This is a genomic window from Agarivorans sp. MS3-6 (genome assembly GCF_054112545.1).
In genome coordinates this window covers 2,076,542-2,102,604 of record NZ_CM134202.1, presented here as the reverse complement: position 1 = coordinate 2,102,604, position 26,063 = coordinate 2,076,542, and the positions used below count along the sequence as shown (strand labels likewise).

26 protein-coding genes are annotated in these 26,063 nt (G+C 46.6%); 19 read left to right on the top strand and 7 right to left on the bottom strand.

Annotation, left to right across the window (positions count from 1 at the left end; genetic code table 11):
- Window positions 1–5: 5 nt before the first annotated feature.
- The 5 genes from acnD to ACVFI8_RS09555 all read right to left on the bottom strand — a co-directional run bounded on the left by acnD (window position 6) and on the right by ACVFI8_RS09555 (window position 6,178).
- Window positions 6–2,600 (bottom strand): Fe/S-dependent 2-methylisocitrate dehydratase AcnD, encoded by a 2,595-nt coding sequence (acnD, locus tag ACVFI8_RS09575; RefSeq protein WP_457873697.1) that lies wholly within the window; start codon window positions 2,598–2,600, stop codon window positions 6–8.
- A 59-nt stretch (window positions 2,601–2,659) separates the two neighbouring features.
- The gene (gene prpC / locus ACVFI8_RS09570) at window positions 2,660–3,787 is read right to left on the bottom strand and encodes a bifunctional 2-methylcitrate synthase/citrate synthase (protein ID WP_457873696.1); all 1,128 of its coding nucleotides are present in this window, start codon (window positions 3,785–3,787) and stop codon (window positions 2,660–2,662) included.
- 135 nt (window positions 3,788–3,922) lie between these two features.
- The gene (gene prpB, locus ACVFI8_RS09565; RefSeq protein WP_248713685.1) at window positions 3,923–4,804 is read right to left on the bottom strand and encodes a methylisocitrate lyase; all 882 of its coding nucleotides are present in this window, start codon (window positions 4,802–4,804) and stop codon (window positions 3,923–3,925) included.
- Complete coding sequence (locus ACVFI8_RS09560) at window positions 4,804–5,550, bottom strand: GntR family transcriptional regulator (protein WP_457873695.1); 747 nt, start codon at window positions 5,548–5,550, stop codon at window positions 4,804–4,806. Before ACVFI8_RS09560 ends, prpB begins: the two co-directional genes overlap by 1 nt.
- 196 nt (window positions 5,551–5,746) lie before the next feature.
- Window positions 5,747–6,178, bottom strand: coding sequence for a hypothetical protein (locus ACVFI8_RS09555; protein ID WP_457873694.1), 432 nt, complete (start codon window positions 6,176–6,178; stop codon window positions 5,747–5,749).
- A gap of 396 nt (window positions 6,179–6,574) precedes the next feature.
- Here ACVFI8_RS09555 and ACVFI8_RS09550 point away from each other — a divergent pair, with 396 nt between their 5' ends.
- The 16 genes from ACVFI8_RS09550 to ACVFI8_RS09475 all read left to right on the top strand — a co-directional run bounded on the left by ACVFI8_RS09550 (window position 6,575) and on the right by ACVFI8_RS09475 (window position 21,260).
- On the top strand, window positions 6,575–6,859 hold the full coding sequence (locus tag ACVFI8_RS09550) for a hypothetical protein (protein ID WP_457873693.1): 285 nt from the start codon (window positions 6,575–6,577) through the stop codon (window positions 6,857–6,859).
- 320 nt (window positions 6,860–7,179) lie between these two features.
- Window positions 7,180–7,932 (top strand): bifunctional demethylmenaquinone methyltransferase/2-methoxy-6-polyprenyl-1,4-benzoquinol methylase UbiE, encoded by a 753-nt coding sequence (gene ubiE / locus ACVFI8_RS09545; RefSeq protein WP_248713690.1) that lies wholly within the window; start codon window positions 7,180–7,182, stop codon window positions 7,930–7,932.
- Between the two features lie 9 nt (window positions 7,933–7,941).
- Complete coding sequence (locus ACVFI8_RS09540) at window positions 7,942–8,541, top strand: ubiquinone biosynthesis accessory factor UbiJ (protein WP_248713691.1); 600 nt, start codon at window positions 7,942–7,944, stop codon at window positions 8,539–8,541.
- Entirely contained in the window at window positions 8,538–10,166 is a 1,629-nt protein-coding gene (gene ubiB / locus ACVFI8_RS09535; protein WP_248713692.1) for a ubiquinone biosynthesis regulatory protein kinase UbiB, read from the top strand. Before ACVFI8_RS09540 ends, ubiB begins: the two co-directional genes overlap by 4 nt.
- A gap of 44 nt (window positions 10,167–10,210) precedes the next feature.
- On the top strand, window positions 10,211–10,450 hold the full coding sequence (gene tatA, locus ACVFI8_RS09530) for a Sec-independent protein translocase subunit TatA (protein ID WP_248713693.1): 240 nt from the start codon (window positions 10,211–10,213) through the stop codon (window positions 10,448–10,450).
- Window positions 10,451–10,452: 2 nt separating this feature from the next.
- The gene (gene tatB, locus ACVFI8_RS09525) at window positions 10,453–10,833 is read left to right on the top strand and encodes a Sec-independent protein translocase protein TatB (protein ID WP_457873692.1); all 381 of its coding nucleotides are present in this window, start codon (window positions 10,453–10,455) and stop codon (window positions 10,831–10,833) included.
- Window positions 10,834–10,836: 3 nt separating this feature from the next.
- Window positions 10,837–11,583, top strand: coding sequence for a twin-arginine translocase subunit TatC (gene tatC, locus ACVFI8_RS09520; protein ID WP_248713695.1), 747 nt, complete (start codon window positions 10,837–10,839; stop codon window positions 11,581–11,583).
- A gap of 8 nt (window positions 11,584–11,591) precedes the next feature.
- Window positions 11,592–12,371 (top strand): TatD family hydrolase, encoded by a 780-nt coding sequence (locus ACVFI8_RS09515; RefSeq protein ID WP_248713696.1) that lies wholly within the window; start codon window positions 11,592–11,594, stop codon window positions 12,369–12,371.
- A gap of 170 nt (window positions 12,372–12,541) precedes the next feature.
- Window positions 12,542–13,459 (top strand): hypothetical protein, encoded by a 918-nt coding sequence (locus ACVFI8_RS09510; RefSeq protein WP_457873691.1) that lies wholly within the window; start codon window positions 12,542–12,544, stop codon window positions 13,457–13,459.
- On the top strand, window positions 13,456–15,399 hold the full coding sequence (locus ACVFI8_RS09505; RefSeq protein WP_457873690.1) for a methyl-accepting chemotaxis protein: 1,944 nt from the start codon (window positions 13,456–13,458) through the stop codon (window positions 15,397–15,399). Before ACVFI8_RS09510 ends, ACVFI8_RS09505 begins: the two co-directional genes overlap by 4 nt.
- Before the next feature lie 497 nt (window positions 15,400–15,896).
- Window positions 15,897–18,131, top strand: coding sequence for an alkaline phosphatase (locus tag ACVFI8_RS09500; protein ID WP_457873689.1), 2,235 nt, complete (start codon window positions 15,897–15,899; stop codon window positions 18,129–18,131).
- Window positions 18,132–18,179: 48 nt separating this feature from the next.
- Complete coding sequence (locus ACVFI8_RS09495) at window positions 18,180–18,650, top strand: DUF3299 domain-containing protein (protein ID WP_457873688.1); 471 nt, start codon at window positions 18,180–18,182, stop codon at window positions 18,648–18,650.
- Window positions 18,651–18,738: 88 nt separating this feature from the next.
- Window positions 18,739–19,392 carry an FMN-binding negative transcriptional regulator gene (locus tag ACVFI8_RS09490; RefSeq protein ID WP_457873687.1) on the top strand — a complete coding sequence of 218 codons (654 nt, stop codon included), beginning with the start codon at window positions 18,739–18,741 and terminating at the stop codon, window positions 19,390–19,392.
- On the top strand, window positions 19,392–20,036 hold the full coding sequence (locus tag ACVFI8_RS09485) for a DUF1294 domain-containing protein (protein WP_457873686.1): 645 nt from the start codon (window positions 19,392–19,394) through the stop codon (window positions 20,034–20,036). Before ACVFI8_RS09490 ends, ACVFI8_RS09485 begins: the two co-directional genes overlap by 1 nt.
- 20 nt (window positions 20,037–20,056) lie before the next feature.
- Window positions 20,057–20,758, top strand: a complete 702-nt coding sequence (locus tag ACVFI8_RS09480) for a tetratricopeptide repeat protein (RefSeq protein WP_457873685.1) — start codon at window positions 20,057–20,059, stop codon at window positions 20,756–20,758.
- 34 nt (window positions 20,759–20,792) lie between these two features.
- Window positions 20,793–21,260, top strand: a complete 468-nt coding sequence (locus ACVFI8_RS09475) for a GNAT family N-acetyltransferase (RefSeq protein WP_457873684.1) — start codon at window positions 20,793–20,795, stop codon at window positions 21,258–21,260.
- Window positions 21,261–21,674: 414 nt separating this feature from the next.
- On the opposite strand, the gene ACVFI8_RS09470 is transcribed toward ACVFI8_RS09475, so the two are convergent.
- Window positions 21,675–22,097, bottom strand: coding sequence for an organic hydroperoxide resistance protein (locus ACVFI8_RS09470; RefSeq protein ID WP_248713705.1), 423 nt, complete (start codon window positions 22,095–22,097; stop codon window positions 21,675–21,677).
- A gap of 112 nt (window positions 22,098–22,209) precedes the next feature.
- Here ACVFI8_RS09470 and ACVFI8_RS09465 point away from each other — a divergent pair, with 112 nt between their 5' ends.
- A complete protein-coding gene (locus tag ACVFI8_RS09465; RefSeq protein WP_248713706.1) occupies window positions 22,210–22,665 on the top strand; it encodes a MarR family winged helix-turn-helix transcriptional regulator in 456 nt (151 codons plus the stop codon).
- A gap of 25 nt (window positions 22,666–22,690) precedes the next feature.
- Here the strand turns inward: ACVFI8_RS09465 and ACVFI8_RS09460 are convergent, their stop codons facing one another.
- The gene (locus ACVFI8_RS09460) at window positions 22,691–23,608 is read right to left on the bottom strand and encodes an NAD(P)H-binding protein (protein ID WP_457873683.1); all 918 of its coding nucleotides are present in this window, start codon (window positions 23,606–23,608) and stop codon (window positions 22,691–22,693) included.
- An 83-nt stretch (window positions 23,609–23,691) separates the two neighbouring features.
- Between ACVFI8_RS09460 and ACVFI8_RS09455 the strand changes: the two genes are divergently transcribed.
- On the top strand, window positions 23,692–24,573 hold the full coding sequence (locus tag ACVFI8_RS09455; protein ID WP_457873682.1) for a LysR family transcriptional regulator: 882 nt from the start codon (window positions 23,692–23,694) through the stop codon (window positions 24,571–24,573).
- A gap of 146 nt (window positions 24,574–24,719) precedes the next feature.
- The gene (locus tag ACVFI8_RS09450; protein WP_457873681.1) at window positions 24,720–26,057 is read left to right on the top strand and encodes an MATE family efflux transporter; all 1,338 of its coding nucleotides are present in this window, start codon (window positions 24,720–24,722) and stop codon (window positions 26,055–26,057) included.
- Window positions 26,058–26,063 lie beyond the last annotated feature (6 nt).

Genomic DNA, 26,063 nt, shown 5'->3' with positions numbered 1-26,063 from the left:
CCTCCCTAATGCTGGTTTTGGTTTTCAAGAAAGTCTTGAGCAAAGCGTTGTAATACGCCTCCCGCCTGATAAACCGAGACTTCTTCTGCAGTATCTAGACGACATACTACCGGCAGGTCGATACGTTCACCGCTGCTGCGGGTAATCACTAAGGTCAGTAATTCGCCCGGTGCAGGAGTACCGATTACGTCATAGGTTTCGCTGCCATCAATGCGGTAGCTATGGCGATTGTTACCCTTGGTAAACTCTAACGGTAATACGCCCATACCCACTAAGTTGGTGCGGTGTATTCGTTCAAATCCTTCGGCTACAATCACTTCTACTCCGGCTAGGCGCACCCCTTTAGCGGCCCAGTCACGCGACGAGCCTTGGCCGTAATCAGCGCCAGCAACAATAAGCAGTGGCTGTTTGCGTTGCATGTAGATCTCAATGGCTTCCCACATGCGCATCTCTTGGCCTTCTGGCTCGACCCGTGCCAGCGAACCTTGTTTTACTTCACCATCATGTTTAACCATCTCATTAAACAGTTTGGGATTAGCAAAGGTGGCCCGTTGCGCAGTAAGGTGGTCGCCGCGGTGGGTGGCGTAGGAGTTAAAGTCGACTTCAGGTAAACCCATTTTATCTAGGTAAGCCCCGGCAGCGCTGTCGAGCATAATAGCGTTAGAAGGAGAGAGGTGATCGGTGGTGATATTGTCACCTAATACAGCCAAAGGTCGCATGCCGCGCAAGGTTCGCTCGCCTGCTAGCGCGCCTTCCCAGTAGGGTGGGCGACGAATATAGGTACTTTGTGGGCGCCATTCGTAAAGGGGTGAACCGCTGGTGCCGTAGTCCACTTTTAGGTCAAACATTGGCTGATAAACTTTGCGAAACTGCTCAGGCTTAACGCTCTGCTTAACCACTGCGTCAATTTCTTCATCACTGGGCCAGATGTCTTTTAAGGTAATCGGTTTGCCTTGGGCATCGTGGCCTAAGGCATCCTTTTCAATATCAAAACGAATAGTACCAGCAATGGCGTAAGCCACTACCAATGGCGGTGAGGCTAAGAAGGCTTGTTTGGCATAGGGGTGAATACGCCCATCAAAGTTACGGTTACCCGACAACACTGCGGTGGCATAGAGGTCGCGGTCAATGACTTCTTGTTGAATCACTGGATCAAGTGCACCGCTCATGCCGTTACAGGTGGTACAGGCAAAACCAACAATACCAAAACCCAATTGTTCTAACTCGGTGAGTAATTGAGCGTCTTCTAGATACAGTTGCACAGCTTTAGAGCCCGGCGCTAATGAGGTTTTTACCCATGGTTTGCGGCTTAATCCTAACTGGTTAGCGTTACGTGCCAGTAGCCCTGCAGCAATCACATTTCGTGGGTTGGAGGTATTGGTACAGCTGGTAATAGCGGCAATAATACAGGCACCGTCTGGCATCAAACCTTGTTGTTTAGGTACTGGAGCGGCAATGCCTCGGCTTGCCAGTTCGCTGGTGGGGACGCGACGATGCGGGTTAGACGGACCCGCGATATTGCGGCCTACACTGGATAGATCGAAAGTGAGCACGCGCTCATATTCAGCTGCGGCCAAGTCATCGGCCCATAAGCCAGTGGTTTTGGCGTAGTTTTCAACTAATGCCACTTGCTCGGCAGCACGGCCGGTAAGGGTAAGGTAATCAATGGTGTTATCGTCGATGTAAAACATCGCGGCAGTAGCGCCAAACTCAGGGGTCATATTGGAGATGGTCGCTCGGTCTCCTAAGGTAAGCTGGCTTGCGCCCTCACCGTAAAACTCGAGGTAACTTGATACAACGCGTTGTTCACGCAAAAATTCGGTGATGGCTAACACTATGTCGGTGGCGGTAATGCCCGGTTGGCGTTGACCGGTAAGCTCTACACCAATAATGTCGGGTAAGCGCATGTATGAGGCACGCCCCAGCATCACATTCTCGGCTTCTAAACCACCTACACCAATAGCAATCACTCCTAAGGCGTCAACGTGCGGGGTATGGCTATCGGTTCCGACCAAGGTGTCGGGAAAGGCGACACCGTCACGCGCTTGAATAACCGGTGACATCTTCTCAAGGTTGATTTGATGCATGATGCCATTACCCGGCGGGATAACATCGACATTCTCAAAGGCGGTTTTACACCAGTTAATAAAGTGAAAACGGTCGTCATTACGACGGTCTTCAATTGCTCGGTTCTTTTCAAAGGCATCGACTTCAAAACCGGCATGTTCTACCGCTAAGGAATGATCCACAATCAGTTGGGTAGGCACCACCGGATTAACTTTAGCGGGGTCACCGCCTTTATCTGCAATGGCATCACGCAAACCGGCTAAATCTACTAACGCGGTTTGGCCAAGAATGTCATGGCAGACCACCCGTGCCGGGTACCAAGGGAAATCTAAGTCGCGCTTGCGCTGGATAATTTGGCTAAGCGCGGCATGTAGCTGCGCGGGCGGGCAACGGCGTACGAGGTTTTCAGCAAATACCCGTGAGGTATAAGGTAGGCCAGCGTAGGCTCCGGGTTGAATGGCTTCAATGGCCGCGCGAGTATCAAAGTAATCTAAGGTGCTATTGGCTAGGGGTTTTCTGTATTCAGTATTCATAAGCGTATCCACAGCGAAAAGAGAGCACGGTGGAGCGAGGGCTCCACCGGGAAACAGCGTTAAGAGCGCTGTTCAACAGGCACGTAACTACGTGGTTCGCTACCGGTATAATCGGCGCTAGGTCGAATAATGCGGTTGTTAGCCCGCTGTTCCATAATATGAGCTGCCCAGCCGCTGACTCTTGAGCAAACAAAAATCGGCGTGAATAAGGGGGTGGGTATATGCATAAAATGGTAGGCGCTGGCATGGAAGAAATCGGCATTGCAAAACAGCTCTTTCTCGCGCCACATTACCGCTTCTACTCGCTCAGACACCGCAAATAAATGCGTATCACCAGTGGCTTCACTGAGTTTTTTCGACCACGCTTTAATCAATGCATTACGCGGGTCGCTAGTGCGGTAAATCGCATGGCCAAAACCCATGATTTTGTCTTTGCGCGCTAGCATCGCCATGATTTCGGCTTCAGCTTGCTCGGCACTGGTCCAGTTTTCAATCATCGCCATAGCGGCTTCGTTAGCACCGCCATGTAAAGGGCCGCGTAAGGCACCAATTGCCCCCGATACCGCAGAGTGCATATCCGATAGGGTTGAGGCTATCACTCGTCCGGTAAAGGTAGAGGCATTAAATTCATGTTCTGCATAAAGTATCAACGAACATTGCATCACTTGTTCATGCAGTGGGTCTGCCGGTTTGCCGTGTAACAGCTCTAAGAAATGCGCAGCAATAGAGTTAGCCGAACTTTGAGTAGAAATACGTACCCCATCGTGGCTAAAGCGATACCAGTAACAAATAATGCCGGGTAAGGTGGCCAGTAGTCGATCGCTATGATGTTGCTGTTCGGCAAAGCTGGCTTCGGTTTCTAAGTTACCTAGCATGGAGACACCGGTGCGCATTACATCCATAGGGTGAGCATCTGCTGGGATCAGCTCCAACACCGCTTTTAGTGCTTCAGGTAGTTCACGTAAGTTGTGCAGCGTGTCGTGGTAAGCCGCCAGTTGCTCACGATTAGGCAGTTCACCGTGAAACAGTAAGTAGGCAACTTCTTCAAAGGTGGCTTGGTCGGCGAGCTCACTAATATCGTAACCACAATAGGTCAGGCCTGAGCCACTTTGGCCTACGGTGCATAATTTGGTTTCGCCGGCGCTTTGGCCTCGTAGACCTGCGCCTCCAATAGCTTTTTGTACCATGATATTCTCCTTCATTCCTTTGGTTAACAAGCTTGGCGTCTGTTGCGCCTTGTTGTTTTGCTTGCTAAATATTGTGGCTTAGCCGCCGCTGCATCTGAGCTTGGCTAAGCGCCTTCACGTAGTGTGGTTGACGGTTTATTCTTGTTTAAATAATTGGTCGAGCTTTTGTTCGTAGTCGTGGTAGCCAAGGTAGTCATATAGCTGGGTGCGAGTTTGCATACTGTCGACAACATCTCGCTGGTGGCCGTTATCACGTAGGCTGCGGTAAACGTTGACTGCGGCTTGGTTCATTGCTCGAAAAGCCGATAGCGGGTAGAGCACCATGTCTACTCCCACGGCGGCGAGTTCTTCACCACTAAATAAGGGCGTTTGCCCAAACTCTGTAATATTGGCCAAAATGGGCACTTTTACTGCGTCGGCAAACTGCTGGTATTGCTCTAAAGTAAGCATCGCTTCAGGGAAGATCATATCGGCACCGGCTTCAACATATTGGCAAGCACGTTCAATTGCGCCGCCCATACCTTCAATTTGTAGGGCGTCGGTACGGGCCATCACTACAAAATCAGGATCTACTCGGGCATCAACCGCAGCTTTAATTCTATCTACCATCTCTTGGCTAGAGACAATCGCTTTATTGGGGCGGTGACCACAGCGTTTCTGCGCCACTTGGTCTTCCATGTGCACGGCGGCAGCGTCTGAGCGGATCATTTCTTTAACGGTGCGAGCAATATTAAATGCGCCACCAAAACCAACATCAATGTCGACCAACAAGGGTAAATCACAGGCGGCAGTAATACGGCGTACATCTTCTAGTACATCGTTCATGGTGGTAATGCCTAAATCAGGCAAACCATAAGACGCATTAGCTATGCCGCCACCCGATAGGTAAATAGCTTGGTGGCCTTCGCGTTTAGCCATCATGGCGCAGTAAGGGTTAATCGTTCCTACTATTTGCAGTGGGTTTTGTTCGGCTACAGCTTGGCGAAAGCGTGCGCCAGGCGAGGTTAATGTGCTCATTAGTTCACTCCTTGGATAATTTGCGTAGCCGATGTTATGGCTTCTTGGCTTTGGTCGGTCGGATTCGTTAAGTGTTGTTGTTCAATGGCTTTGCGCGCACGGGCAATGTGGCGGCGCATTAGCATCTCGGCCAGCTCGCCATCACGGTCGGCGAGGGCATGCCAAATTGCCCAGTGTTCTTGTAGGGCGCGCTCGGGGCGCGAAACTTGTTTACTGGCTTGATAGCGGTACATACGCAGCAGGTGATAAAGCTCATCACATAGCAGGTTCACTAAGCGCTGGTTGGCACTACCTTTAATAATGAGGTAGTGAAAATCAAAGTCGCCCTGTTGCTCAAAGTAAGCTTTACCTTGATGCTGCTGTAAGTAACTTTGGTGATGTTCGAGCAGGGCTTTAAGCTCGTTGAGCTGTTCTGTCGACAATTGACTGGCCGCTAAACGGCAGGCCATGCCTTCAAGCGCCTCACGCACCGAGTAAATATCCAGTAACTGCTGTTGATTTAGCTGTACGACTCGCGCGCCTACGTGTGGCACCCGTTCCACTAACCCCATGCCCTGCAATTTTAGAATTGCTTCTCGCAATGGGCCTCGGCTTACTCCGTAATGGCGCGCTAGCTCAGGCTCTGAGATCTTTTTCCCTTGGGCTATTTGACCGCTCACAATGGCTTCAATCAGCGTATCGCTAAGGTTTTGCGACAACAGGCTTTGTTTGTCGTTCGGGCTTTTAGCTTGACTAAGCTCAGGCATATTGACGTTACACTCAGGTTGATTGAATGTTGCACAGTGTAGATCAACTGTTATTGCTTGATCAAATAATTGTCGACAATATGTAGTTATACTTTAGTTTTAGTTGAGTTTTTACCGCTGCTTTAGTGGTTATTGTTTACAAAGTGAGGTTTGGCGTTGAGATTGTAGACAATCTAGTAATGAGTGTGGAAGGCGCTTAGTTCTCCAAAATAGTGCTGATAGATTTCGGTATCTGTACTTGCCAGCGTTGCAGAGTGGCGAAGCTTTCTTCTACAGAGGAGAGTTGTGCAAATTTGCAGGTATGCTGGCCGATATGAGCATGCATTTGCTGTTTTATGTATTCAAAAATTCCAGAGTTGCTGGATAGATAAATGCAGTGGCTAAGTTGGTTTTGTAAACACCAGCTTATCTGCTGCTGCATAATAGGAATGCTTTCGGGGGTGAGAAATTGCCAGTGGCGTATATCAAAAATGGCTGCCCAAGGTTGATGGCAGTATTGACCTACCACGTGCTGTAACTCGGCTTGGTACTCTTTGGTAGTGGTAACATTCCAGCTGTCATAGAGCTGAGCCAGCAAAAGGCTGTTATGGCTGTGTAATTGATAATAACCATGGCCGGTAGGCTGCATTGATAAGCTCACATTGTTCAAAGTACTGAGGGTTAATAGTCAAATCATAGTCACTTACAGTGTAGATTATGTAATAAGCAAATAAAAAAAGGGCTGCTTGCTTGTTATTTGAGCATTGTCGCGTTATGTTATGTTTTCAGTCAATTACTGCATGAGTCGAGGAAAATATGAAACATTGTTTATGTTCAGCATATCGTTCAATTCGACTTATGTCTGTCACTTCGCTCGCCATGGCAAATAATAAACATGGCAGCCGAGTACGCAGGCTAAGCAGCTAAATTAAGATTGAGAACCACCCCAATTTTATCCGAGCTGCGAAGTGTCGCAGTAAGGAAATAGTCATACCCCTCCTGTTATAATCTGTGTCACTTCGCTCTCTATCAAGGAGAACGAGACATGATGTCACTTAAAATTCGCTTACTCACATTTACAGTAGAGTTATTGTTGCGCTACCAGCAGCATTTAGAAACTCAAAAATGGCTCAAGCAGCAACGCCAACAAAGCTGGCGAGTAGAGGGTATTAGCGCCCACATTGCTAAAGATATTGGTGCCGATCCCGATGGTCGATTTAGGGCTAAACTACAACCAGTTGATGCAGCCAGTGCACGTCAACAGAATAAACCGGTGTTAAGTCGCAAAAGTGTGCGCATTCGACAGAGAGCGGTGAATATTAAAACGTGAATGAAGCGCGCCCCAAGGGGCGCGCTTATTTAAGCCTCTGATTTAGTGGCTTATGCCCTCAGAAAATGGCTGATTGGGCAGGGTAAGTGGCAACTCTAAGCCAAACTCTGCTTGCTGAGGTGCCGCTATTGTTAGGGGGAATTAGGTTATAAACAATACTGGCTCCACAGCCTGAGAGAAGTTAAATTGCTGTTCAGGCACTGATATTTTAAGGTTGGTCGCTGTTTTTTCAAAAAAGCTGAAGCTTAAGCGGTGCAAGCCTTGGAGCATTGGGTTGGCTACAGTACACTAGCGACAGATCGCATTAGTAGGAAGCAAACATGAGCGTCGAGCAAGAAACCACCCATTTCGGTTATAAAACAGTAAACCGTGAAGAAAAAGTAGGCATGGTTGCCGAAGTATTCCATTCAGTTGCAGCTAAATATGATGTAATGAATGACTTAATGTCGGGTGGTATTCATCGTTTATGGAAGCGTTTTACTATTGATTGCAGCGGCGTTCGCCCTGGTCAAAAAGTGTTAGATTTAGCTGGTGGCACCGGTGATTTAACCGCTAAGTTTTCGCGAATTGTTGGTAGTAGCGGTGAGGTTGTACTGGCTGACATTAATGACTCAATGTTAAAAATGGGTCGCAGCAAGCTACGCGATAAAGGCATTGTGGGTAACGTACGTTACGTACAAGCCAATGCAGAAGCCTTACCGTTCCCCGACAATACCTTTGACGTGATTACCATTAGCTTCGGTTTACGTAACGTGACTGATAAAGACGCGGCTTTGCGTTCGATGTATCGGGTGCTTAAGCCGGGCGGTCGTTTATTGGTACTAGAATTCTCTAAACCAGAAATCGAAGCGGTGAGTAAGGTTTACGATGCGTACTCATTTCATCTGTTACCTAAAATGGGTCAGCTAATTGCCAACGACGCTGAAAGTTATCAGTATTTAGCCGAGTCTATTCGTATGCACCCTGATCAAGAAACCTTGAAACAGATGATGCAAGATGCGGGCTTTGATGGCGTTGAATATTACAACTTAACCGGTGGTGTAGTTGCCTTACACCGTGGTTATAAATTCTAAGAGGCCCCTATGCCCTTATCTTCATTGATCAGCGCTGGTGTTGAAGCACTCAGTAATCAAGTATTGTCGCTCGATGAAAGCAGCAGCCAGCGTCGTAGCCAGCTAACAGGTAAAGTGTTAGCGATTAAAATCCAGCCTTTGCCGTGTTTTTATTTTGTGATTAGCGAGCAACAACTCGATGTGCTTAACCAATATGAGGCGGTGGCTGATTGTAGTTTGAGCATGTCCTTGTTTACTTTGGCTGAGCTTAAACAAGCTGACCGAATTCCCAACCTGATCAAACAAGATAAATTGCAGTTGGAAGGTGACATTAAATTGGCCCAACAGTTTGCTGATTTGTTTTTGCAGCTCGACCCTGATTTTGAAGAAAAATTATCACAACGCATTGGTGATGTAGCCGCATATCAAGTGGTGTCTAAAGGCCGTATGGTGGCTGACGTGCTCAACCGTGCATTTAGCAAAGCCCCCGATAAAATCACCGAACTTGCCAGCGAAGAGTGGAAATTGCTGGTGGGTCAGTTGGAATACCAAGCGTGGCAGCAACAAGTGCAAACATTAGCTAAAGACCTCGACAGTTTGGCTGCGCGTATCCAGGAATTGAGTGAATGACCCCTAAAGAGTTTGCTCGTTTTCGCCAAATTAATCGCACTCTTTGCCACTATGGTATCGATCAATTATTGCCTAAACGATTTTGGCCTTGGCCATTGCGTTTGCTGCGTGCCTTAGTTTTTTGGTGGCGTAATCAGCACCAACAGCGTCCTGCTGGCGAGCGTATCCGCTTAGCCATGGAAGAGCTAGGCCCAGTATTTATCAAGTTTGGTCAGATGATGTCTACTCGGCGGGATTTACTGCCGCCTGATATTGCCAATGAGCTAGCGCTGTTACAAGATCAAGTTTCTCCTTTTAGCGGTGAGTTGGCTAAACAACAAATCGAATTAGCCTTAGCACAGCCTATCGACCAGTTATTTGATGACTTCGATATGCAGCCCTTAGCCTCCGCTTCAATTGCGCAAGTACACACTGCTCGCTTAAAAGAAAATGGCGCCGAGGTTGTACTTAAAATTATCCGCCCGGGTATTGAAGCCACTATCTTATCTGATATTGCCTTAATGCAACGCGTCGCTAGCTTTTTTGCCCGCTTTTTTGCCGATGGTCGCCGCTTGCGCCCCAAAGAAGTGGTGGAAGAGTATCGTAAGACCATTGTTGATGAATTAGATTTAGCCCGCGAAGCCTCAAATGCGATTCAGCTACGTCGCAACTTTACTAATGCTAAAGAGTTATACGTACCGGAAGTATATAGCGACTACTGCAGTAAAACACTGTTAGTGATGGAGCGAATTTATGGTATTCCGGTGGCCAATATTGACGAGCTAGAGGCGCAAGGTACCAACATGAAGTTGTTGGCTGAGCGCGGCGTAGAGGTATTCTTTACCCAAGTGTTTCGCGATAGCTTCTTTCATGCTGACATGCATCCGGGCAATATTTTTGTATCACGAGAGCACCCTGAAGACCCGATGTATATCGGGATAGATTGTGGCATTGTGGGGACCTTAAACAAAGAAGATCAGCGCTACTTAGCCGAAAACTTTTTGGCCTTTTTTAATCGTGACTACCGTAAAGTGGCGCAATTGCATGTTGATTCAGGTTGGGTGCCTTCAGATACCAAAGTGGAAGAATTTGAAGCTGCCATTCGCACCGTATGTGAGCCTATCTTTGCAAAACCCTTGTCTGAGATCTCTTTTGGTCATGTATTACTTAACTTGTTCAATACCGCGCGTCGATTTGACATGCAAGTACAGCCACAGCTGGTACTATTGCAAAAAACCTTGTTATATATTGAAGGCTTAGGCCGTCAGCTATATCCAGAGCTTGATTTATGGGCGACCGCCAAGCCATTTCTAGAGCGCTGGATGCGCAAACAAGTAGGGCCAGAAGCGGTATTTTCAGCTTTGAAAGAAAAGGCGCCATATTGGTTAGAAACGCTGCCGCATCTACCAGAGTTGGTTTATGATAACCTGCAGTTAGCTAAACAGCAGCAACTGAAGTTTCAACGCTTTACCGAGCGCTATTTACAGCAGCAAAAACAACGGCAACGCAGTTTATTGCTGGGCTTAGCGGGCGCAGCCAGTTTGATTTCAGCAGCCGTTATTTACCCCAGCTTGCCAATCTTGGCCTTGGGCTTAACGGCTGCCAGTGTGTTAGCTGGGTTTATTGGCTGGCAACAACTAAAATAGATAATAAGGTCTTGTTGGCCTGATGAAACAAAAAGGAAAAAATAATGGGTGGAATTAGTATTTGGCAACTGTTGATCGTAGCGGTCATTGTGGTGTTGTTATTTGGAACCAAGAAATTACGCAACATGGGTGGCGATCTCGGTTCTGCCGTTAAAGGCTTTAAAAATGCGATGAGTGATGATGAGACTAAGCCAGCTGAAAAATCTACCCCTGAGCAGCTTGACCAAAAGAAACAGCAGGCTGAAGACGCCAGTAAAAGCAAAGAAAAAGACCAACAAGGTTAAGCATGTTTGATATTGGTTTTTGGGAATTAGTGTTGATCTCGATAATGGGCTTAGTGGTCTTAGGCCCCGAACGCTTGCCGAGTGCCATTCGCAGTGTATTGGCGGTGGTGCGTAAGGTTAAACAGTCGGTGTCGGCGGTCACTACCGAGTTAAAACAAGAGCTCGAGTTAGATGAGTTGCACCAAAACCTAAAAAAAGCTGAGCAGCAGGGCCTTGAATCATTAAACAGTGATTTGAGCGAGTCTTTTGAAACGCTAAAAGCCCGCGCTGAGTCGGTGACTCGACCTTATCAAAAAGTTGAACCAGAAGAACAGCACCAGCCAGACACGGTGAAAATGCCTGCCGAACCGCCATCTGAAGCCAGCCAAGAAGATAAAAAATAACTTATGAGTGATGCCCCAGCGCAGCCCCTAATCGAGCATTTAGTTGAGTTACGCAATCGCTTGTTGCGTGGTGTTATGGCCTGTTTAATTGTATTTCTTTGCCTCGTTTATTTTGCAAACGACATCTATTCATTAGTGGCTGAGCCTTTGTTACAGGTATTGCCTGACAATGCCAGTATGATTGCCACCGATGTGGCCGCACCCTTTTTTACCCCGATTAAGTTAACTTTAGTGGCGTCGGTATTTCTAGCGATGCCTTATTTGTTGGCGCAAGCGTGGAGCTTTATCGCGCCAGGTTTATATCAGCATGAACGTAAGTTGCTTATTCCTTTAGTCTTCGGCTCTGGGGTATTATTTTATGCTGGAGTGGCATTTGCCTTTTTTGTGGTGTTTCCGCTCGCATTTTCCTTTTTCACTGCGGTGGCGCCCGAAGGGGTCACCATTGCTACCGATATCTCTAATTACCTCGACTTTGTATTAAAGCTGTTTTTTGCCTTTGGTTTGGCTTTTGAGATCCCGGTTGCCACAGTGTTGTTATGTTGGTCAGGCGCTACGTCACCAGAAAAGTTACGCAGCAAACGGGCTTATGTAATTGTAGGGGCTTTTGTGGTGGGCATGTTACTCACGCCGCCAGATGTAATTTCACAAACCCTGTTGGCCTTACCTATGTGGTTACTCTTTGAGGTGGGTCTATTCTTCTCGCGATTTTATGTGAGCAAAGATGACGACACTGAACAAACAGAGGCCTAATTAGCCAGATGTTTGATATAGCCTTAAACCTAAGTAGTTCTCAGTTTGATAAAGACCGAGATGCCGTGATTGAGCGCGCTCAGTTAGCCGGCGTAAGCGGTATGTTGCTATTGGCCAGTGATATGGACGAGAGCAAAGTGGTTGCCGAGTTAGCCTTGCAGTGGCCGCAGCTTTGCTACGCCACCGCTGGTGTTCACCCGCACGATGCAAAATCTGTTTCTGTTGAACAAATTCAAGGTTTAACACCCCTGTTGGCTCAATCACAGGTGCTTGCTGTGGGCGAATGTGGCCTGGATTTCAATCGTGATTTTTCTCCTCGCCCGCAACAAGAAGCCATTTTTGAAGCGCAGTTAGCCCTAGCTGCCGAGCTAAATATGCCAGTGGTGATGCACGAGCGTGATGCGCACCAACGCTTTATTGATATATTAAAACCGTGGCGAGACAAACTGCCGGCTGCGGTTCTGCATTGCTTTACTAGCGATAAAAGCGCCCTAACAGCCTGCTTGGACCTTGATTTATACATCGGCATTACCGGCTGGGTATGTGACGAGCGCCGTGGCCTAGATCTACAACAGCGCGTAAAGGAGATCCCTGCTAATCGTTTGTTATTAGAAACCGACGCTCCCTATTTATTGCCTAGAGACTTAAGGCCAAAACCGAAAAGTCGCCGCAACGAACCGTGTTATTTGGGTCACATCTACCAGCGCGTCGCTGATTTACGCCAGCAAGCCCTACCAGAGCTACAACAACAAGTGCAGCAAAACGCCGCCCGCCTATTTCAACTTTAGTGTCTCTCTACCTTGTGTCTTAACCTAGCGCTATCGGATTACCGCTATCAGAAGCGGGGGGCTTGGCTATATCGTTAAAACATTCCTATGCTTGAAAGATAGGTCTGTAATTTCACTGAAATGTAAAACAAAGCGGTGTTGAAATACCCACTCAAGGACGAGGCTATATTTTGACTATTCTGGTGTTATTTCTTAAGCGTTACTGTTTAGTGGTCGTTTATTTATTGCTGCTCACGCCGGCTGCAATGGCGGCTATCGTTAACAATAATCACCTCTATCAAAAAACTCAGCAGATTAGCCAGCAATTGGCTGTGATTCGTGCTCAAAAAAACCTGCCAGCGCTTAACAGCGAGCCACAAATTGTTGCCGACAAATTGGCCATTCATTTAGTGTTTAAAACTCAGCAACTCAATGAGCTGGCGGCAAAGCTACAAAGCCAGCATGGTGTGGCAGCCACCCCAGTAGATGCCATTGCCTACGCGGTGATTCGTCCGCGCAGCGTGATGCCTTATTTAGAGAGTTTAGAACAGCAGTTAGCCAGCGTAACCCGCAAACTTCAGCTAGCTAAAACTGCTGATATAGAGCGCCCTTTGGGGAAATCGGTTAATGATGTTTATCAGCAGTTGGTGATGATAGAGCAGCTTTTTGCTGATTTGCTTGAACGTGAGGCTAACGTTGCTCTGGCACGTAACTTAACCATCATTAAAGGCGATTTACAGCAAATTAGTCAGCAAAAAGACCTGCCGCTAGAGTTTGCTTCTGTTAGCGCCTATCAGAATCGAGAAGTCACAGATGCCAATATTGTGGCCTTTCAATGCTTGTATTTGCTAGAGCGTTTGTTTCGCCAATTAGCCATTGAGCCAAGCAAGCCTGGCCGTTTACCTACCGCCGAATCAAATATTTACCAACTGGTAGATACCACCGTCAATTTACGGGCGGAATTACATCGCGCCAAAACCCTGTTGCAAATTGAACAAGACAGTGAGGCTCAAGCACAAATCAGCGTGACTAATGCTAATCAGGCCTATGCTCAGCTTGAGCAATTGCGTAGCGGTCTGTTGACAATGGTGGGAGCGAAAGCCCTATGATGGACAAATTAAGCTTGAGTCAAAAAATCGCCCTAATTCCAATCGGTATCGTTCTGTTGCTTGGCATTATGTTGTGGAGTAGTACCTCAGCACTAAGAAATGTTGAGCAGCAAGCCGTCGCTTTTTCTGAGAATGTAGAACCTAGCGCGCGCTTAGCCGGAGAGTTATCGGTGAATGCTTTGCAGCGTTTGGTGGTGCAATCTCGTTATAGCCAAACAGAAGACCCCAATTTGCTGCATGCGTATCAGCAATTAGCAGAGCAAGCCGAAAACTTAGATAACAGCCCCCATCTTGCTGGATTTAGTAATGCCGAGCAAATTACCAGCAATAGCCAATTACTCGACCAGTATTTTGCTGATGAATTGGTGCCTTTATTGGCCGAAGTTAGCCGCTTAGAAAGCCTAGTATTGAGCCAAGTTGTCCCACAGGCCCTAGCCAAGAGTTCTGATATTCATGCCACCTTAGACCCGCTTAATTCTGGCCGTTTACCGGGACTCACCATTAATCTCGCCAACCATATTCAAGCGTCGGCCATTGCGTTAATGAGCCACCTCAAGCGTCAAGACAGCCGCAGTAAAGACCGCTTTTATTTGGAATTGTTTGGTGCCCAGAATGCGTTGCTCGATCTCACCAAAGGTTTAAACCGAGAGCATCATAAAGTGTGGATTGGACAAGTTGCCAGTAATGTTAATCAACTGGCTGATTCAGCCAGTCGGTTATTCGATCTGTTGCTCGAACAACACTTACTGATGGAAGAGCTGCTTAACCCTGCTGCCGAACAAGTGGTGCAACAGGCGGGTAATAGCCAACAAAGCCAGTGGCAGGTATTAAGTGAGTCGAGCCGAGCCATTAGCCAGCAGTTACAACAAACGGCATGGACCAATATGGCCTTTGGCCTATCGATAGTGGTGATATCTTTGCTAATGGGTTGGCTGATTACTCGCTTAATTCGCCAGCCAATTGTGACTATGGTGGAAGCGATGCAGGCCATTGCTCAAGGAGATGGGGACCTTACCCAGCGTTTAAACGTAAAAGGGAAAGATGAGCTAGCGCAACTAGCGCAAGCCTTTAACCAATTTATTGAACTGCTGCAAACTACAGTGACTACCATTAACCAAAATGTTGCAGCGCTTAATCTCGCCGCCGGTCAACTAAACCAGTTAGCCCAACAATCAAAAGATCAAATGGGCCAGCAGCAGCAAGTGGTTGGCGAGGTGAGCAAGCATATTGGTCAGTTATCACAAGGCTTTAATGAGGTGGCTCAGCATGTGCGCAGTGCCGATTCGTCGGCCATTGCCATCGATCAAGCATCCAATCAAGGTAATCAGCTCACCCAATCAGCAACCACAGAGATTAAGCACTTGGTAAACCAAGTCGACAGTGCTTCTGAAGATATGCGTGAATTGGCAAAAAACAGTAAAGATGCCAGTAAAATCTTAGAGGTTATAAACAATATTGCCGATCAAACCAATTTACTGGCATTAAATGCCGCCATTGAATCAGCCCGGGCGGGTGAACATGGGCGAGGCTTCGCAGTGGTTGCCGATGAAGTACGTAATCTGGCCAAACAAACGCGTGGGTCGACTGATCAAATTGAACTGATGATGAATGAGCTAGTGAAAGGTGCGGAAAAAACCGAAGGTCAAATGCGCCAAGGCCGCAGTCAAGCCAGTGCCAGCTTTGAGCTGATGTCGAAGATGCAGCAATCGGTCGAAACCACCCATCAACTTGTCAGTGACATTACCCGCTTGTTAGATGATGTGAGTGCCGCTTGTGATGCGCAGCTACATACTTCGGATACGGTGGTTCATGAGATGCAAGATATAGAGTCAGCCGCGCAGCGCAGTTTAGAGGGAACCGAGCAAACCGCCGAGCAAGCAGTTAAGGTTGGCCAGCTAAGTGACTTAATCCAAGCCAGTATCGCCAATTTTAAAGTGTAGCTTTGTGTTCCAGTAATGAGTACCCCCTCTCTTAGTCAGTTTCTTAAATCAACCGCTTGAAATTGCCAAATGTGCATTGTTAGCCAATAACGATAATCATTGTGAAAATAAACTAATACCATTCTTTTTATTTTGAAAGCATTTTCATGCTGCGTGATTAGACGTGGTTTATGCTTTTAGTATTATGTTTTTAGTTAATTCAAGATATTATTCTGCATCAAGTTATTTATTTTATTTTATTTTCACAAAATAACTCTGGGTGATACTTAAGCTTGAGGGGATAAGGTTTCCTTGATCATAAATGTATGTTTGTAAAGAGATTTTTATTAAATTTTTATTGTGAGTGTTCTTTGGTTTAGCTTCACATTTTAATATTTCTTTAATAAATGGTGGGTAATTTATCGTGCTATGTTTTTGTTGTGAGCAAAAATAAACGCATAAATATAAGCCCACATAAAAATATATAAATCAATATTGATATTTATTAAGGAAAGTTAATGCAAGTTAGAAATGTAATTAAAGTCGTCGCGGGGATCGCTATTGCTTCAACGGTAGTGGGTTGCTCAGACGACACTGAATATGTGTACCTAGATCCACCGATCGCCGACACCATTGATTTAGGCCCATTTAAGTGTACTGACGAAGAGTTAGCCGCAGATGCCGCTAAAGATTGCCGTTTGTACATTAAGGGCTCAATGAACAGTTGGTCATCTCGCCCTGAGGCGCAACTGCATTATCAAGGCGAAGGCGAATACATCGCCTTATTTAGCATGCAGCCGGGCGAGTATTCATTCAAAATCTCTGATCCTAGCTGGAGTGCGGAACGTGACTTAGCGATTAGTGATGAAGCTGATCCTGAAGTAATATTCGACACCCCTATGGAACTACAGCGTAAGTACGACGACTTTAGTAACCAAAACATGGACATCACCGTAGCCAGCGATGAAGACCAAGTTTATCGTTTCACTTTAGATTCTTCAGCGGGCATAAATAACCCCAGTTTGTTGATTGAAAACATTACCGACACAGATGCCGACAAACTGTCTGAAGCCATGTACATTGTGGGCACATTTAACGATTGGACCGCCACTGATAGCAGTGCATTCATTTATAAAGGTGCAGGTAACTACGAAGCTGAAGTGACTTTTGCTGAAGCGGGTACGGTTAGCTTTAATGTCCACCAAGGTATGGATAAAGCGAACGTCTATGGTTCGTTAGATAATCAGCCAATTAGCTTAACCGAGGGTGCATCGGCTTTAACCACTTACCCTGGCGGCAAAATGTCTGCCCAAGTTGAAGCGGGGAGCTATGTATTTTCACTATCGATATTAGGTGATGGCCAGTTGGCTGTGCCGTTGTCTATCGCTAAAGTGAGAGCAGTAATTGGCCACGACACCATTACTGCCGCTAATGTTGCCACAAACATTACCGCCGACGGTAGTACCTTTGCCCAAAGCTACGCTTGGAATGCCGAAGGAGATATGACTGTAAGCTTGAGTGATGATGCTACGCAAACGCCTGCCACGGTTCGCCAAATGGCCACAGCCGATGCAGAAGGTCGCTACACGGTAACGCTGACTACCAACAAAGACCTTACTTCAGAAGCTAGCGCCAGCCACGACGTGGATGTCATTGAGCTAGACAATGCCAATAACATTGTAATGATGATTGGTGATGGTATGGGATACCCGCAGTTAGATGTTACACGCGCTTATCAAGGAGAGGCATTATTCCTAGAGTCGGGTAAACACCGTGGTGATATTAAAACAGCCAGTGCTGATACCTTAGGCTACGAAAACCTTGCTGAGCTTGGCATGAATTACTACACCGACTCTGCCGCCGCCGCTACTGCGATGGCCACTGGCCGTAAAGTAATTTCAGGCACTATTGCTCAAGCCCGTCCTGGTGATGGCTCTGATTTAGAAACCATTTTGGAATACGCACAAAGCTTGGGTAAATCAGTAGGTATTGTTGCTACGTCACACTGTGTACACGCTACGCCTGCCGCTTTTGCTTCGCATGGTCCAAACCGTAATGACTTCGTGACTTTGTCACAAAGCATGTACGGTGATGTTCAACCTAACGTTACCCTATGTGGCAGCAAGCTAGTTGACGGCGTAGACGTGATTAGCGCTGAAGCGACAACTGCTGGTTACACTGTGGTTAAAAACAAAACGGACCTAATTCCTGCGGTGGCTGCATTGCCAGCGACAGATCCAAACGCAGAGATTTTATTCGCTGGTATTTTTGGTGAAGACGAAATTCCCTATGTATTGCCGATGGAAGGCCAGAAAAGCTATGCAGAGCAAGACATTCCACAGCTGAATGAAATGACTGAGATAGCTATCGAGATCTTATCGAAAAATCCGAATGGCTTTGTACTGATGGTTGAAGGCTCGCAAATCGACTTTGCAGGCCATATCAACGACGAAGAGCGTGTCATTCACGAAACCATCGCCTTTGATAAAACGGTAGCAGAAGTGGCGAACTGGGCTGAATTGCGCAGTGACGCTATGGTTATTGTTACCGCCGACCATGAGACGGGCGGCTTAGCATTAGAAAAAACCAACGGTATTGGTCAAGTGCCAGAAGTCAGTTGGAAGTGGGGAAGCCACACTAATGCAGACGTGCCAATTGCTTCTTGGGGTCTCAACTCACACGCCTTTGTCGGTCGCACTGTAGAAAATACCGCGATTTATAATGTTATACGTGGCGCCTTAGACGCTCAATAAGTACTCAGCAATGTCCCCCGGCTAGTCCGGGGGCATATAGGTAAAGTAATGAGAATTTTTGTTTTATTGGGTTTGTTGTGCAGCTTTGTTGGTCAGGCATCGGGCAACCCGTGGCTGAGTTTAGTTCCAGAGTTAGAGCGCACTAGCCAAGTATTTCAAGTTAACCATCAGCAGTCTCTTGATCAGCAAGCAGAGCAAAATACTCAAGGTACGATGGTGCAAGCGCTACACGGCCAAAACATGCGTATGCCGGGGTTTGTGGTGCCTTTAGAAACCAATGGCGACAAAATTACTGAGTTTTTCTTAGTGCCATTCTTTGGCGCTTGTTTACATTTTCCGCCACCACCGCCTAACCAAATTATTCATGTGAAACATGCCGCTGGCATTGATATGGTTGAGCCTTGGCAAGTTGTTTGGATAGAAGGTGAGTTATTGGTACAACATGCCCAAATTGAAGGGGTGGCGAGTGCTGGTTATGCCATGAATTTAAAAAAAGACATTGAGTTTTATGCGCCTTAAGCGCTAATTGATAGTGTTAAAACAGCGCTAGCTCGCTGGTAGTTTTTTATGAGAGTATCTAACTCACAATCAGGGAGTTAGATAAACCATGCACTTACCCAAGCAGTTCAAGCAAGACGACTGGAAAAATATATCGCAGTTAATTGGCCACTACCCATTAGCTTGCCTCACTACGCTCAGTGATACGGGCTTGGTGGCCGAACATATTCCCTTATTGCTGGCCAAAAACCTTGCGGGTCAATGGTGTTTGCAAGGCCATATTGCTAGAGCCAACCCTTTAGCTAAACGCTTGGATACCCCGCTGCCCACATTGGTGGTGTTTCAAGGTGAGAGCGCTTATGTTTCGCCTAACTATTACCCCACTAAAGCGGTTAACCCTAAAGTAGTGCCCACTTGGAATTACCAAGCAGTGCATGTAAATGGCCTGATGACCGCGATTGACGATGGCACATGGAAGCTTGATTTATTGCAACGTTTAACCAAGGCCCATGAGCAAACACAAGCTAAGCCTTGGCAAATCAACGATGCGCCCTCCACATTTATCGAAGGCTTAAACAAGGCGATAGTGGGTATCGAAATCAGCATCGACAACCTACAAGCCAAGTACAAACTTAGCCAAAACCAAAGTGTAGAGAACCAGCAAGGCGTGGCTAATGGCTTAGCGAGTCACCAGCCAGTGATGGCCGAGTTAATTCAACAACATGCGAACGCGCAAATGACCAAAGGAAAAAATGCTAGCTGATGGCCAAAGGAAAATTACTAAACTGGAACAGTAAAAAAGGCTTTGGTTTCTTGCACCCCCAAGGCTCAGAGGGGAACCAGGATGTGTTTGTGCACCGGAGTGGCTTTGTTGATCAGCGTTGTTCTCCCGATAAGCTAGTCGGTCATTGGTTTACCTATACTTTAGCTACCGACAAGCAAGGTAGACCTTGTGCTAAGCAGCTGAAATTAGTGGGTGCTAAACCCGCCTTTGCCAATAAACCCAATCAAGCAGCGCGAGCCGCCAGTTTGAAAGCCGCATTGTTTCTAGCGCTATTGCTCAGCTTGGTGTTAACGGCGAAGGTACCCGCTGCCTTGCTGGTTATATATTTGGTCATGAGCACCATCACTTTTATCCTGTATGCCCTTGATAAATCTGCTGCTCAAGCAGGTCGTTGGCGAGTTCAAGAGTTTAAACTGCATGTGTTTGCCTTTCTCGGTGGTTGGCCGGGCGCTATGCTTGCCCAACAATTTTTACGGCATAAAACTCAAAAACAAGATTTTCGCTGGGTTTACTATGCAACAGTGTTACTAAATTGTGCTGCGCTGGCCTATTTATTAACGCCTCACGGTGCGCCATTTCTACAAAGCCTGCAGAAAATCGTGGCTAAATTGGTTTATCTATAGTTAATTTTAAGGATTTAAAAATGTTAAAGGCTGTAGTAGTGCTTACCGCTCTCTCCGGGCTATTTGGTTGCAGCTCTACAATTAAACCGGTAGAAAGCGTTAAATTAGAAACTGATGCTTATCATGCCTGTGCAGATTTAGGGACTTATTCGTCATCTATGCGCAATAGTCATTTTGCTAGAGCATGGAAGCAACAGTTACAATTTAATCAAGGTGTTGGATCCATATCTGTTCAAGCGCTAATGAATGAATATAAAACAAGTACGGAAAATGTAGAGTTTATTAATCTGTCTTCACTGTATCATGACTATTTACTCTTTAATCAGAACCCTAATGGTGACGCTGCTTTTATCAGCCATTGGCAATATAGCAATGTTTTTCATGGTGACTCAGTTAGCCCTGTGGCCCATGTTAAAATTAAAAAAGAAGAGCTTCGCTGGTTAAAAGAGCAAGCAAATTGCGATGACTCCTCGGCGCAGTACGCTTTAGGGTTAATTTATCTCAATGGTTTGGAGCGAGCTCAAAGCACTGAAAGCGCAATACAGTATCTAACGCTAGCTGCTGAGCAAGAACATGTTCGTGCTCAATACCAGTTAGGTATGATTTACGCTGAGAGCGCTAAATATGAAGCAGCAGTAAAATGGCTTAGCTTGGCGAAGAAAGCGGGTCACCCTCAAGTTGGAGGCTATCTGGAGTTTTTGCATAGCCAAACTAATGATTAATACCTTCAGGTTTCCTACAAAATGACGCAGCGCAATGATTACCATTGAAGTCTATTCTAATGAATATGCAGCAGCGGTTGCTGAGCTATTTACCGCTGCGGTGCATGCCATCGACAGCAGCATCTACTCAGTTGAGCAACAGCAAGCTTGGGCACCTATACCGATAGACCATTACCAGTGGCAAGCGCGTCTAAGCAGTGAGCGATGTTATCTGGCCTTAATGGGCGATCAACTGCTGGGGTTTATCGAGTTAGACGGTAACGATATTGATTGCTGTTATGTGCATCCAAGGTTTCAAGCGCAAGGTGTGGCTACTCGCTTGTACCAACATATAGAAGCTATCGCCAAGCAACGCGGTTATGAGCACTTAAGGGTGGACGCCTCAATAGTGGCCAAGCCCTTTTTTGAGAAACATGGCTTTACGCAAATACGTGAAAACCAAGTGGCAAGAGCAGGGCAAACGCTCACAAATTTTACCTTAGATAAGCCGTTAACTATCTAACAGCAATCTAGCTTCAGCAAGTAACTCGCTGTTAAGACTCGAATTGGTAGGCTTTTGTGGTGCCTGAGTTTTGTCGTTGTTTCTCATGCCGATACCCTATGCGCATTAATGATGTGCATAAATATACTTAGGCAACAGGTATATAACAGATAAACATAGCTGTCGTGTAGCCGACACTTTTTCAGGTGTTGAATAAGCCCGAGGCGTCTTTCTATAGTCAATAAATGTGTTGCTGTTGGCGGGGCCAACGCCTTGTTACTTTTCACAAGACAAGTGTGGTTAAGGTTAGGGGCGCTAGCATACGGCCTATTGGCTTTGCACAAAAACACGTTAACCAGCGCTAGTGACACATAAGCTTACAATAAAACTAAAAAACCAAGCCAAAGCTTGGTTTTTTTGATTTAACGGTAAGGCTTATAGCGCTTGGCCGTTTACCGATAACTTCACATCAATGTTGCCACGGGTAGCGTTTGAGTATGGGCATACTTGGTGTGCTACTTTGACAAGCTCTACTGCTGCTGCTTGCGCTAAATCTAGCTCTACCGCTAGGGCAACTGTTAGGGCAAAACCACCCGTTTCATTTGGGCCAATGCCTACTGTTGCAGTGGTAGGTGCGGCTTTAATCGCTACCTTGCCTTCTTTGGCTACATGTAGAATAGCGTTTGAGAAACACGCAGCATAGCCAGCAGCAAATAGCTGTTCTGGGTTAGTGGCTTCGCCACTTCCACCCATTTCTTTAGGGTAGCTTAGGGCTAAGTCGAGTTTGTTGTCGTCGGTAGTTACTTGGCCGTTACGACCTGCCAATGCGGTAGCTGAAGTAGTGTATAACGTTGTCATATTGATATCCTATTATTTAGATTGTGCGCAATTGAATTGTTTGCAACTTTAGTTGAGAGTGAAAGCAATTGCAAGTATATTGTGCACAATTTATTTTTAAGGGAGTGTTACAATGAGCAAATTTGCTGAGCAATCTGACCAAGGGCTAGCCCTGCGCTTAGATAATCAACTTTGCTTCTCTCTATATAGCGCGTCAAATGCGATGGGGCGGGCTTATAGGCCATTACTCGATAAACTCGACTTAACTTATCTACAGTACATAGTGATGATGGTGTTGTGGGAGCACGATAGCGTGAGTGTGAAAAGCTTGGGCGAAAGAGTGCACTTAGATTCGGGCACTTTAACGCCGCTACTTAAAAGGCTTGAAGCCAAAAGTTTAGTGCTGCGTGCTCGTAGTGAACATGATGAGCGGGTGCGCGTTATCACTCTCACACCGCAAGGCACCGCGTTACGCCAAGCAGCAGAGAGTGTGCCAAAGGCAATGTTATGCCAAGCCGATTTACCGCTTGAAGAGTTACAAGCCTTAAAGCTAGCTTGTGATCGGCTACTACAGAAGCTGATTAAATAAGGCCTGCTGGTTAAGTCACTCATGTTCATGTTTCAGGCTGTAGTTGAGTCAGTATGCTGGCTAATGGGGTGGCTTGAAAGCCTTGTGGCAAGGCTCGTTTCATTTTTTCACCGTCGAGTACTACCGGCTGTTGCCACAAATAGCGCATTTTCAGCACTTCTTTGATGGTTGGTACAAAGGGCGCCATCAACACTAGCCCCCACCAAGCAAATTTGCGGGTGTTAAGTGTTTGTCCATTTGCGGCAAAGGCTTGTTGCCAGTGTTCAGCCGTGAGCGCTAAACCAGGATCGTGCCATACTTCGAAATTAGCCTGAGGAATAGCCATCAGTTTCGCGGTGTTGTGGCATAGGTCGGGCAGATAGGACCAATAATGAACATGCTGATTGTTATGTGGAAAAGCCATGGTGGTTTTGCCATGTTTTCGTTTAATTAGCATATCTAGCCAGCTTAAGTGGGTATTGGGCCCGATAAAATCACCCGCCCTAACAATCGTGACGAGGGCGCCGCGTTGAGTGGCCAGCTTTAAGCGTTGCTCCATGGCGACTCTAATGGCCCCTTTATCGCTCACTGGCCGCATACCTTGCGATTCTGTGATGCGCTGCTCACAGGGACTAAAGTTATAAACATTGCCCGGAAACAATAACCGTAAACCTAAACGCTCTGCCACAGTGATGCTCGGTTCAAGTAGCTTCATGGCGTCGCTGTGCCAGCGGTGGTAAGCAGGGTTTAGCCCGTAAACAATCAAGTCTACGCCGCTGGCTGCGGCGGCCACTTGTGGTTCATCTAAGGCATCTGCAACCAGTATGTGTTGTTTGCCTAACCACTGTGGGGCCTTGGATGGATCGCGTATCAAGGCTTTGATCTGCCAGCCTTCGGCCTTTAGCGCTAAGGCCATTTGCAAACCAAAATTACCGGTGATGCCTAAAATTAATGCTGTTTTCATGTTGCCTCCTATTCGTTGTAGGTCTATTTTAATATTCATAAACAAATAATGAATGGCAAAATATTACCAATGGGTATGCATAAATGAATGGCGAGAATTGGCAGTGGTGGCAATATTTTTTAAGCATCGCCCAGTGGGGCAGTTTAAGCCGTGCCGCAGAGCAATTAAGGGTGTCACAACCCACCTTGAGCCGCCAATTACAAGCGATGGAAAAACAGTTAGGCCAGCCCTTATTTGACCGAAGCACCCAAGGCCTGCGGCTTACTGAATTTGGCCGAGGGATGTTAGAAGAGTGCCAAACCATGCAAGCCAGTGCTGAACGCTTACAGCGACTAGCTGCAGGGCAGGCGCACACCTTAAGTGGGCGGGTGCGCTTGGCGGTTAACGAGCCTGTGGCCTTGTATTATCTACCTAAAATATTACCCGATTTTATGCAGGCTTATCCGCAGGTGTCCGTTGAGGTAGAGGTGAGTAATCGCGCCAGCAATTTGGATAAACGTGATGCCGATGTGGCGGTTCGTATGTTTGCGCCTACTCAACTTGATCTTATTTGCCGCCATTTATTCGATATTCCGCTGGGCTTTTATGCGAGTAAACAGTATTTAGCGCAACATGGCACGCCAAGCGGCGCATCAGATTTGTTTGCTCATAGGGTATTGGGTTATGACCGCGATCCTCAATTTGAAGACGGCGGTCGGCAACTAGGTATCCCCATCAAAAACGAGCAGTTCATGCTACGTACCGATTTTATGCCGTTACACCTAGAGCTAGCCAAGCATCACGGGGGCATTGTTGTTAGCCATAAACCTGTCTGTGAACAGGCCGGTTTAATCGAAGTTTGTGGTGAGCTTAAACTACCCGCCCTACCTATTTATTTAGTGTGTCATCGCGATGTACAACATAATAAAAAAATTCGAGTACTGATGGACTTTTTGGCTGAGCGTTTAGCCAGTGTTGAGCAATAAGCCACCGTTTTCTGGGCAATTGGTGGCGGGCCAAGAGGCCCTTAATAACAATTTACCCAAAAACATAAGTGATAAACGATAAAAAGTAAGGTGACTGTCTACTCAGCTAGTTACAATGATTTGTTGCTTATCAATGGAAGATGACCATGCCACAAGGCGCTGTTAATAAACTAAAACTGTTTAGCTTAGCTTGGCCCATTTTGATTGAGCAGCTGACCAGTGGAGTGGTTGTGATGGCCGATATCTATTTTTTAAGCCTACTTGGTGAAGATGTCGCGGCAACCGCTGGTTTATTGATGCCTTATTTGTGGATTGGCTTTTTTGTCTTGCCGATGTTGTCTACCGGCGGCACTGCTGCTGCCTCGCAATATTATGGCGCAAAGCAATTTCACAAGGTTGTGCCTGTATTCATGACCAACGTATTGCTATTGGGTGTGGCTGGCACGGCGTTTAGTGTGTTCACTTGGCTAAATGCAGACAATATTGGTGGTTGGTTAAACTTCCCCAATAGTATGCAAGTATACGCTGCAGACTATCTGGCTATTATGGCATTCACCTTTGGTTTCTTTGGTTTACGCTGCGCCTATGGCTCGATTTTGGCGGCTAAAGCGATGACCAATTGGAATATGCTGGCGTCGTTAATCACTAATGCGCTGAATATTTTCTTAAATGCGACCTTCTTCTTTGGTTGGTTTGGTATCGCCCCTATGGGGTTAAAGGGCATTGCCTTAGGCACCGTATTGTCTTATGCAATTGCCTGTTTGGTAGTGATGGCGATTGTGCACATTAAAGCGCAAGTGAAATTTGAATTTACGCGCTCAATGGTGCCGCAAATGCGTGCGGTGTTTAAACCTTTAATGAAAATCGCCATTCCCTCGGCCGCCGAACCAGCCAATTACACTCTACAGCAGATAGTGGTGGCCGGCATTCTAGCCAGCCTGGGTGTTTTGGCTGTCTCTTCATATACCTTTGTGCTGCGTTTCTTGTTTATTTCAATGGCGGTGAGTTGGTCTTTAGCTGCGGCGGGCCAAATTATCATGGCGCATCACATGGGGGCTCGAAAACTACAACAAGTCGACGCGACCTATAATCGCTGTATTAGTTTGTCGATGGTATTCGCCTTTGTGAATATGGCGGTGTTTGCTTACTTGTATCAGCCCTTAATCGGCTTTTTTAGTGATGACCCTCAAGTGGCTTTTTATGCAAAGTGGTTACTGATTATTTGTATTGTGATGGAGCCCTTTAGAGCGATTAATATTGTTGCCGGAATGGCACTAAAAGCGGTAGGTGATGGGCGTTTTGCTGCCACCGTGGGCATTGCCTTTATCTGGGGGGTAGTGCCGATTATCTATTTATGTTCTATCTCTTGGCAGCTGGGCATTATTGGCGCTTGGGCCTGCTTTGCCGTAGATGAAGTGCTTCGTGGTGTGATTAATCATTGGCGCTGGAAAACCTATCGTTGGCATCACAAGGGCATTGTTTAACAACAA

What these genes read in the sequence shown, in the direction of transcription:
- acnD (WP_457873697.1), bottom strand. Translation starts at nt 2,600, where the DNA reads ATGAATACTGAATACAGAAAACCCCTAGCCAATAGCACCTTAGATTAC.
- prpC (WP_457873696.1), bottom strand. Translation starts at nt 3,787, where the DNA reads ATGGTACAAAAAGCTATTGGAGGCGCAGGTCTACGAGGCCAAAGCGCC.
- prpB (WP_248713685.1), bottom strand. Translation starts at nt 4,804, where the DNA reads ATGAGCACATTAACCTCGCCTGGCGCACGCTTTCGCCAAGCTGTAGCC.
- ACVFI8_RS09560 (WP_457873695.1), bottom strand. Translation starts at nt 5,550, where the DNA reads ATGCCTGAGCTTAGTCAAGCTAAAAGCCCGAACGACAAACAAAGCCTG.
- ACVFI8_RS09555 (WP_457873694.1), bottom strand. Translation starts at nt 6,178, where the DNA reads ATGCAGCCTACCGGCCATGGTTATTATCAATTACACAGCCATAACAGC.
- ACVFI8_RS09550 (WP_457873693.1), top strand. Translation starts at nt 6,575, where the DNA reads ATGATGTCACTTAAAATTCGCTTACTCACATTTACAGTAGAGTTATTG.
- ubiE (WP_248713690.1), top strand. Translation starts at nt 7,180, where the DNA reads ATGAGCGTCGAGCAAGAAACCACCCATTTCGGTTATAAAACAGTAAAC.
- ACVFI8_RS09540 (WP_248713691.1), top strand. Translation starts at nt 7,942, where the DNA reads ATGCCCTTATCTTCATTGATCAGCGCTGGTGTTGAAGCACTCAGTAAT.
- ubiB (WP_248713692.1), top strand. Translation starts at nt 8,538, where the DNA reads ATGACCCCTAAAGAGTTTGCTCGTTTTCGCCAAATTAATCGCACTCTT.
- tatA (WP_248713693.1), top strand. Translation starts at nt 10,211, where the DNA reads ATGGGTGGAATTAGTATTTGGCAACTGTTGATCGTAGCGGTCATTGTG.
- tatB (WP_457873692.1), top strand. Translation starts at nt 10,453, where the DNA reads ATGTTTGATATTGGTTTTTGGGAATTAGTGTTGATCTCGATAATGGGC.
- tatC (WP_248713695.1), top strand. Translation starts at nt 10,837, where the DNA reads ATGAGTGATGCCCCAGCGCAGCCCCTAATCGAGCATTTAGTTGAGTTA.
- ACVFI8_RS09515 (WP_248713696.1), top strand. Translation starts at nt 11,592, where the DNA reads ATGTTTGATATAGCCTTAAACCTAAGTAGTTCTCAGTTTGATAAAGAC.
- ACVFI8_RS09505 (WP_457873690.1), top strand. Translation starts at nt 13,456, where the DNA reads ATGATGGACAAATTAAGCTTGAGTCAAAAAATCGCCCTAATTCCAATC.
- ACVFI8_RS09500 (WP_457873689.1), top strand. Translation starts at nt 15,897, where the DNA reads ATGCAAGTTAGAAATGTAATTAAAGTCGTCGCGGGGATCGCTATTGCT.
- ACVFI8_RS09495 (WP_457873688.1), top strand. Translation starts at nt 18,180, where the DNA reads ATGAGAATTTTTGTTTTATTGGGTTTGTTGTGCAGCTTTGTTGGTCAG.
- ACVFI8_RS09490 (WP_457873687.1), top strand. Translation starts at nt 18,739, where the DNA reads ATGCACTTACCCAAGCAGTTCAAGCAAGACGACTGGAAAAATATATCG.
- ACVFI8_RS09485 (WP_457873686.1), top strand. Translation starts at nt 19,392, where the DNA reads ATGGCCAAAGGAAAATTACTAAACTGGAACAGTAAAAAAGGCTTTGGT.
- ACVFI8_RS09480 (WP_457873685.1), top strand. Translation starts at nt 20,057, where the DNA reads ATGTTAAAGGCTGTAGTAGTGCTTACCGCTCTCTCCGGGCTATTTGGT.
- ACVFI8_RS09475 (WP_457873684.1), top strand. Translation starts at nt 20,793, where the DNA reads ATGATTACCATTGAAGTCTATTCTAATGAATATGCAGCAGCGGTTGCT.
- ACVFI8_RS09470 (WP_248713705.1), bottom strand. Translation starts at nt 22,097, where the DNA reads ATGACAACGTTATACACTACTTCAGCTACCGCATTGGCAGGTCGTAAC.
- ACVFI8_RS09465 (WP_248713706.1), top strand. Translation starts at nt 22,210, where the DNA reads ATGAGCAAATTTGCTGAGCAATCTGACCAAGGGCTAGCCCTGCGCTTA.
- ACVFI8_RS09460 (WP_457873683.1), bottom strand. Translation starts at nt 23,608, where the DNA reads ATGAAAACAGCATTAATTTTAGGCATCACCGGTAATTTTGGTTTGCAA.
- ACVFI8_RS09455 (WP_457873682.1), top strand. Translation starts at nt 23,692, where the DNA reads ATGAATGGCGAGAATTGGCAGTGGTGGCAATATTTTTTAAGCATCGCC.
- ACVFI8_RS09450 (WP_457873681.1), top strand. Translation starts at nt 24,720, where the DNA reads ATGCCACAAGGCGCTGTTAATAAACTAAAACTGTTTAGCTTAGCTTGG.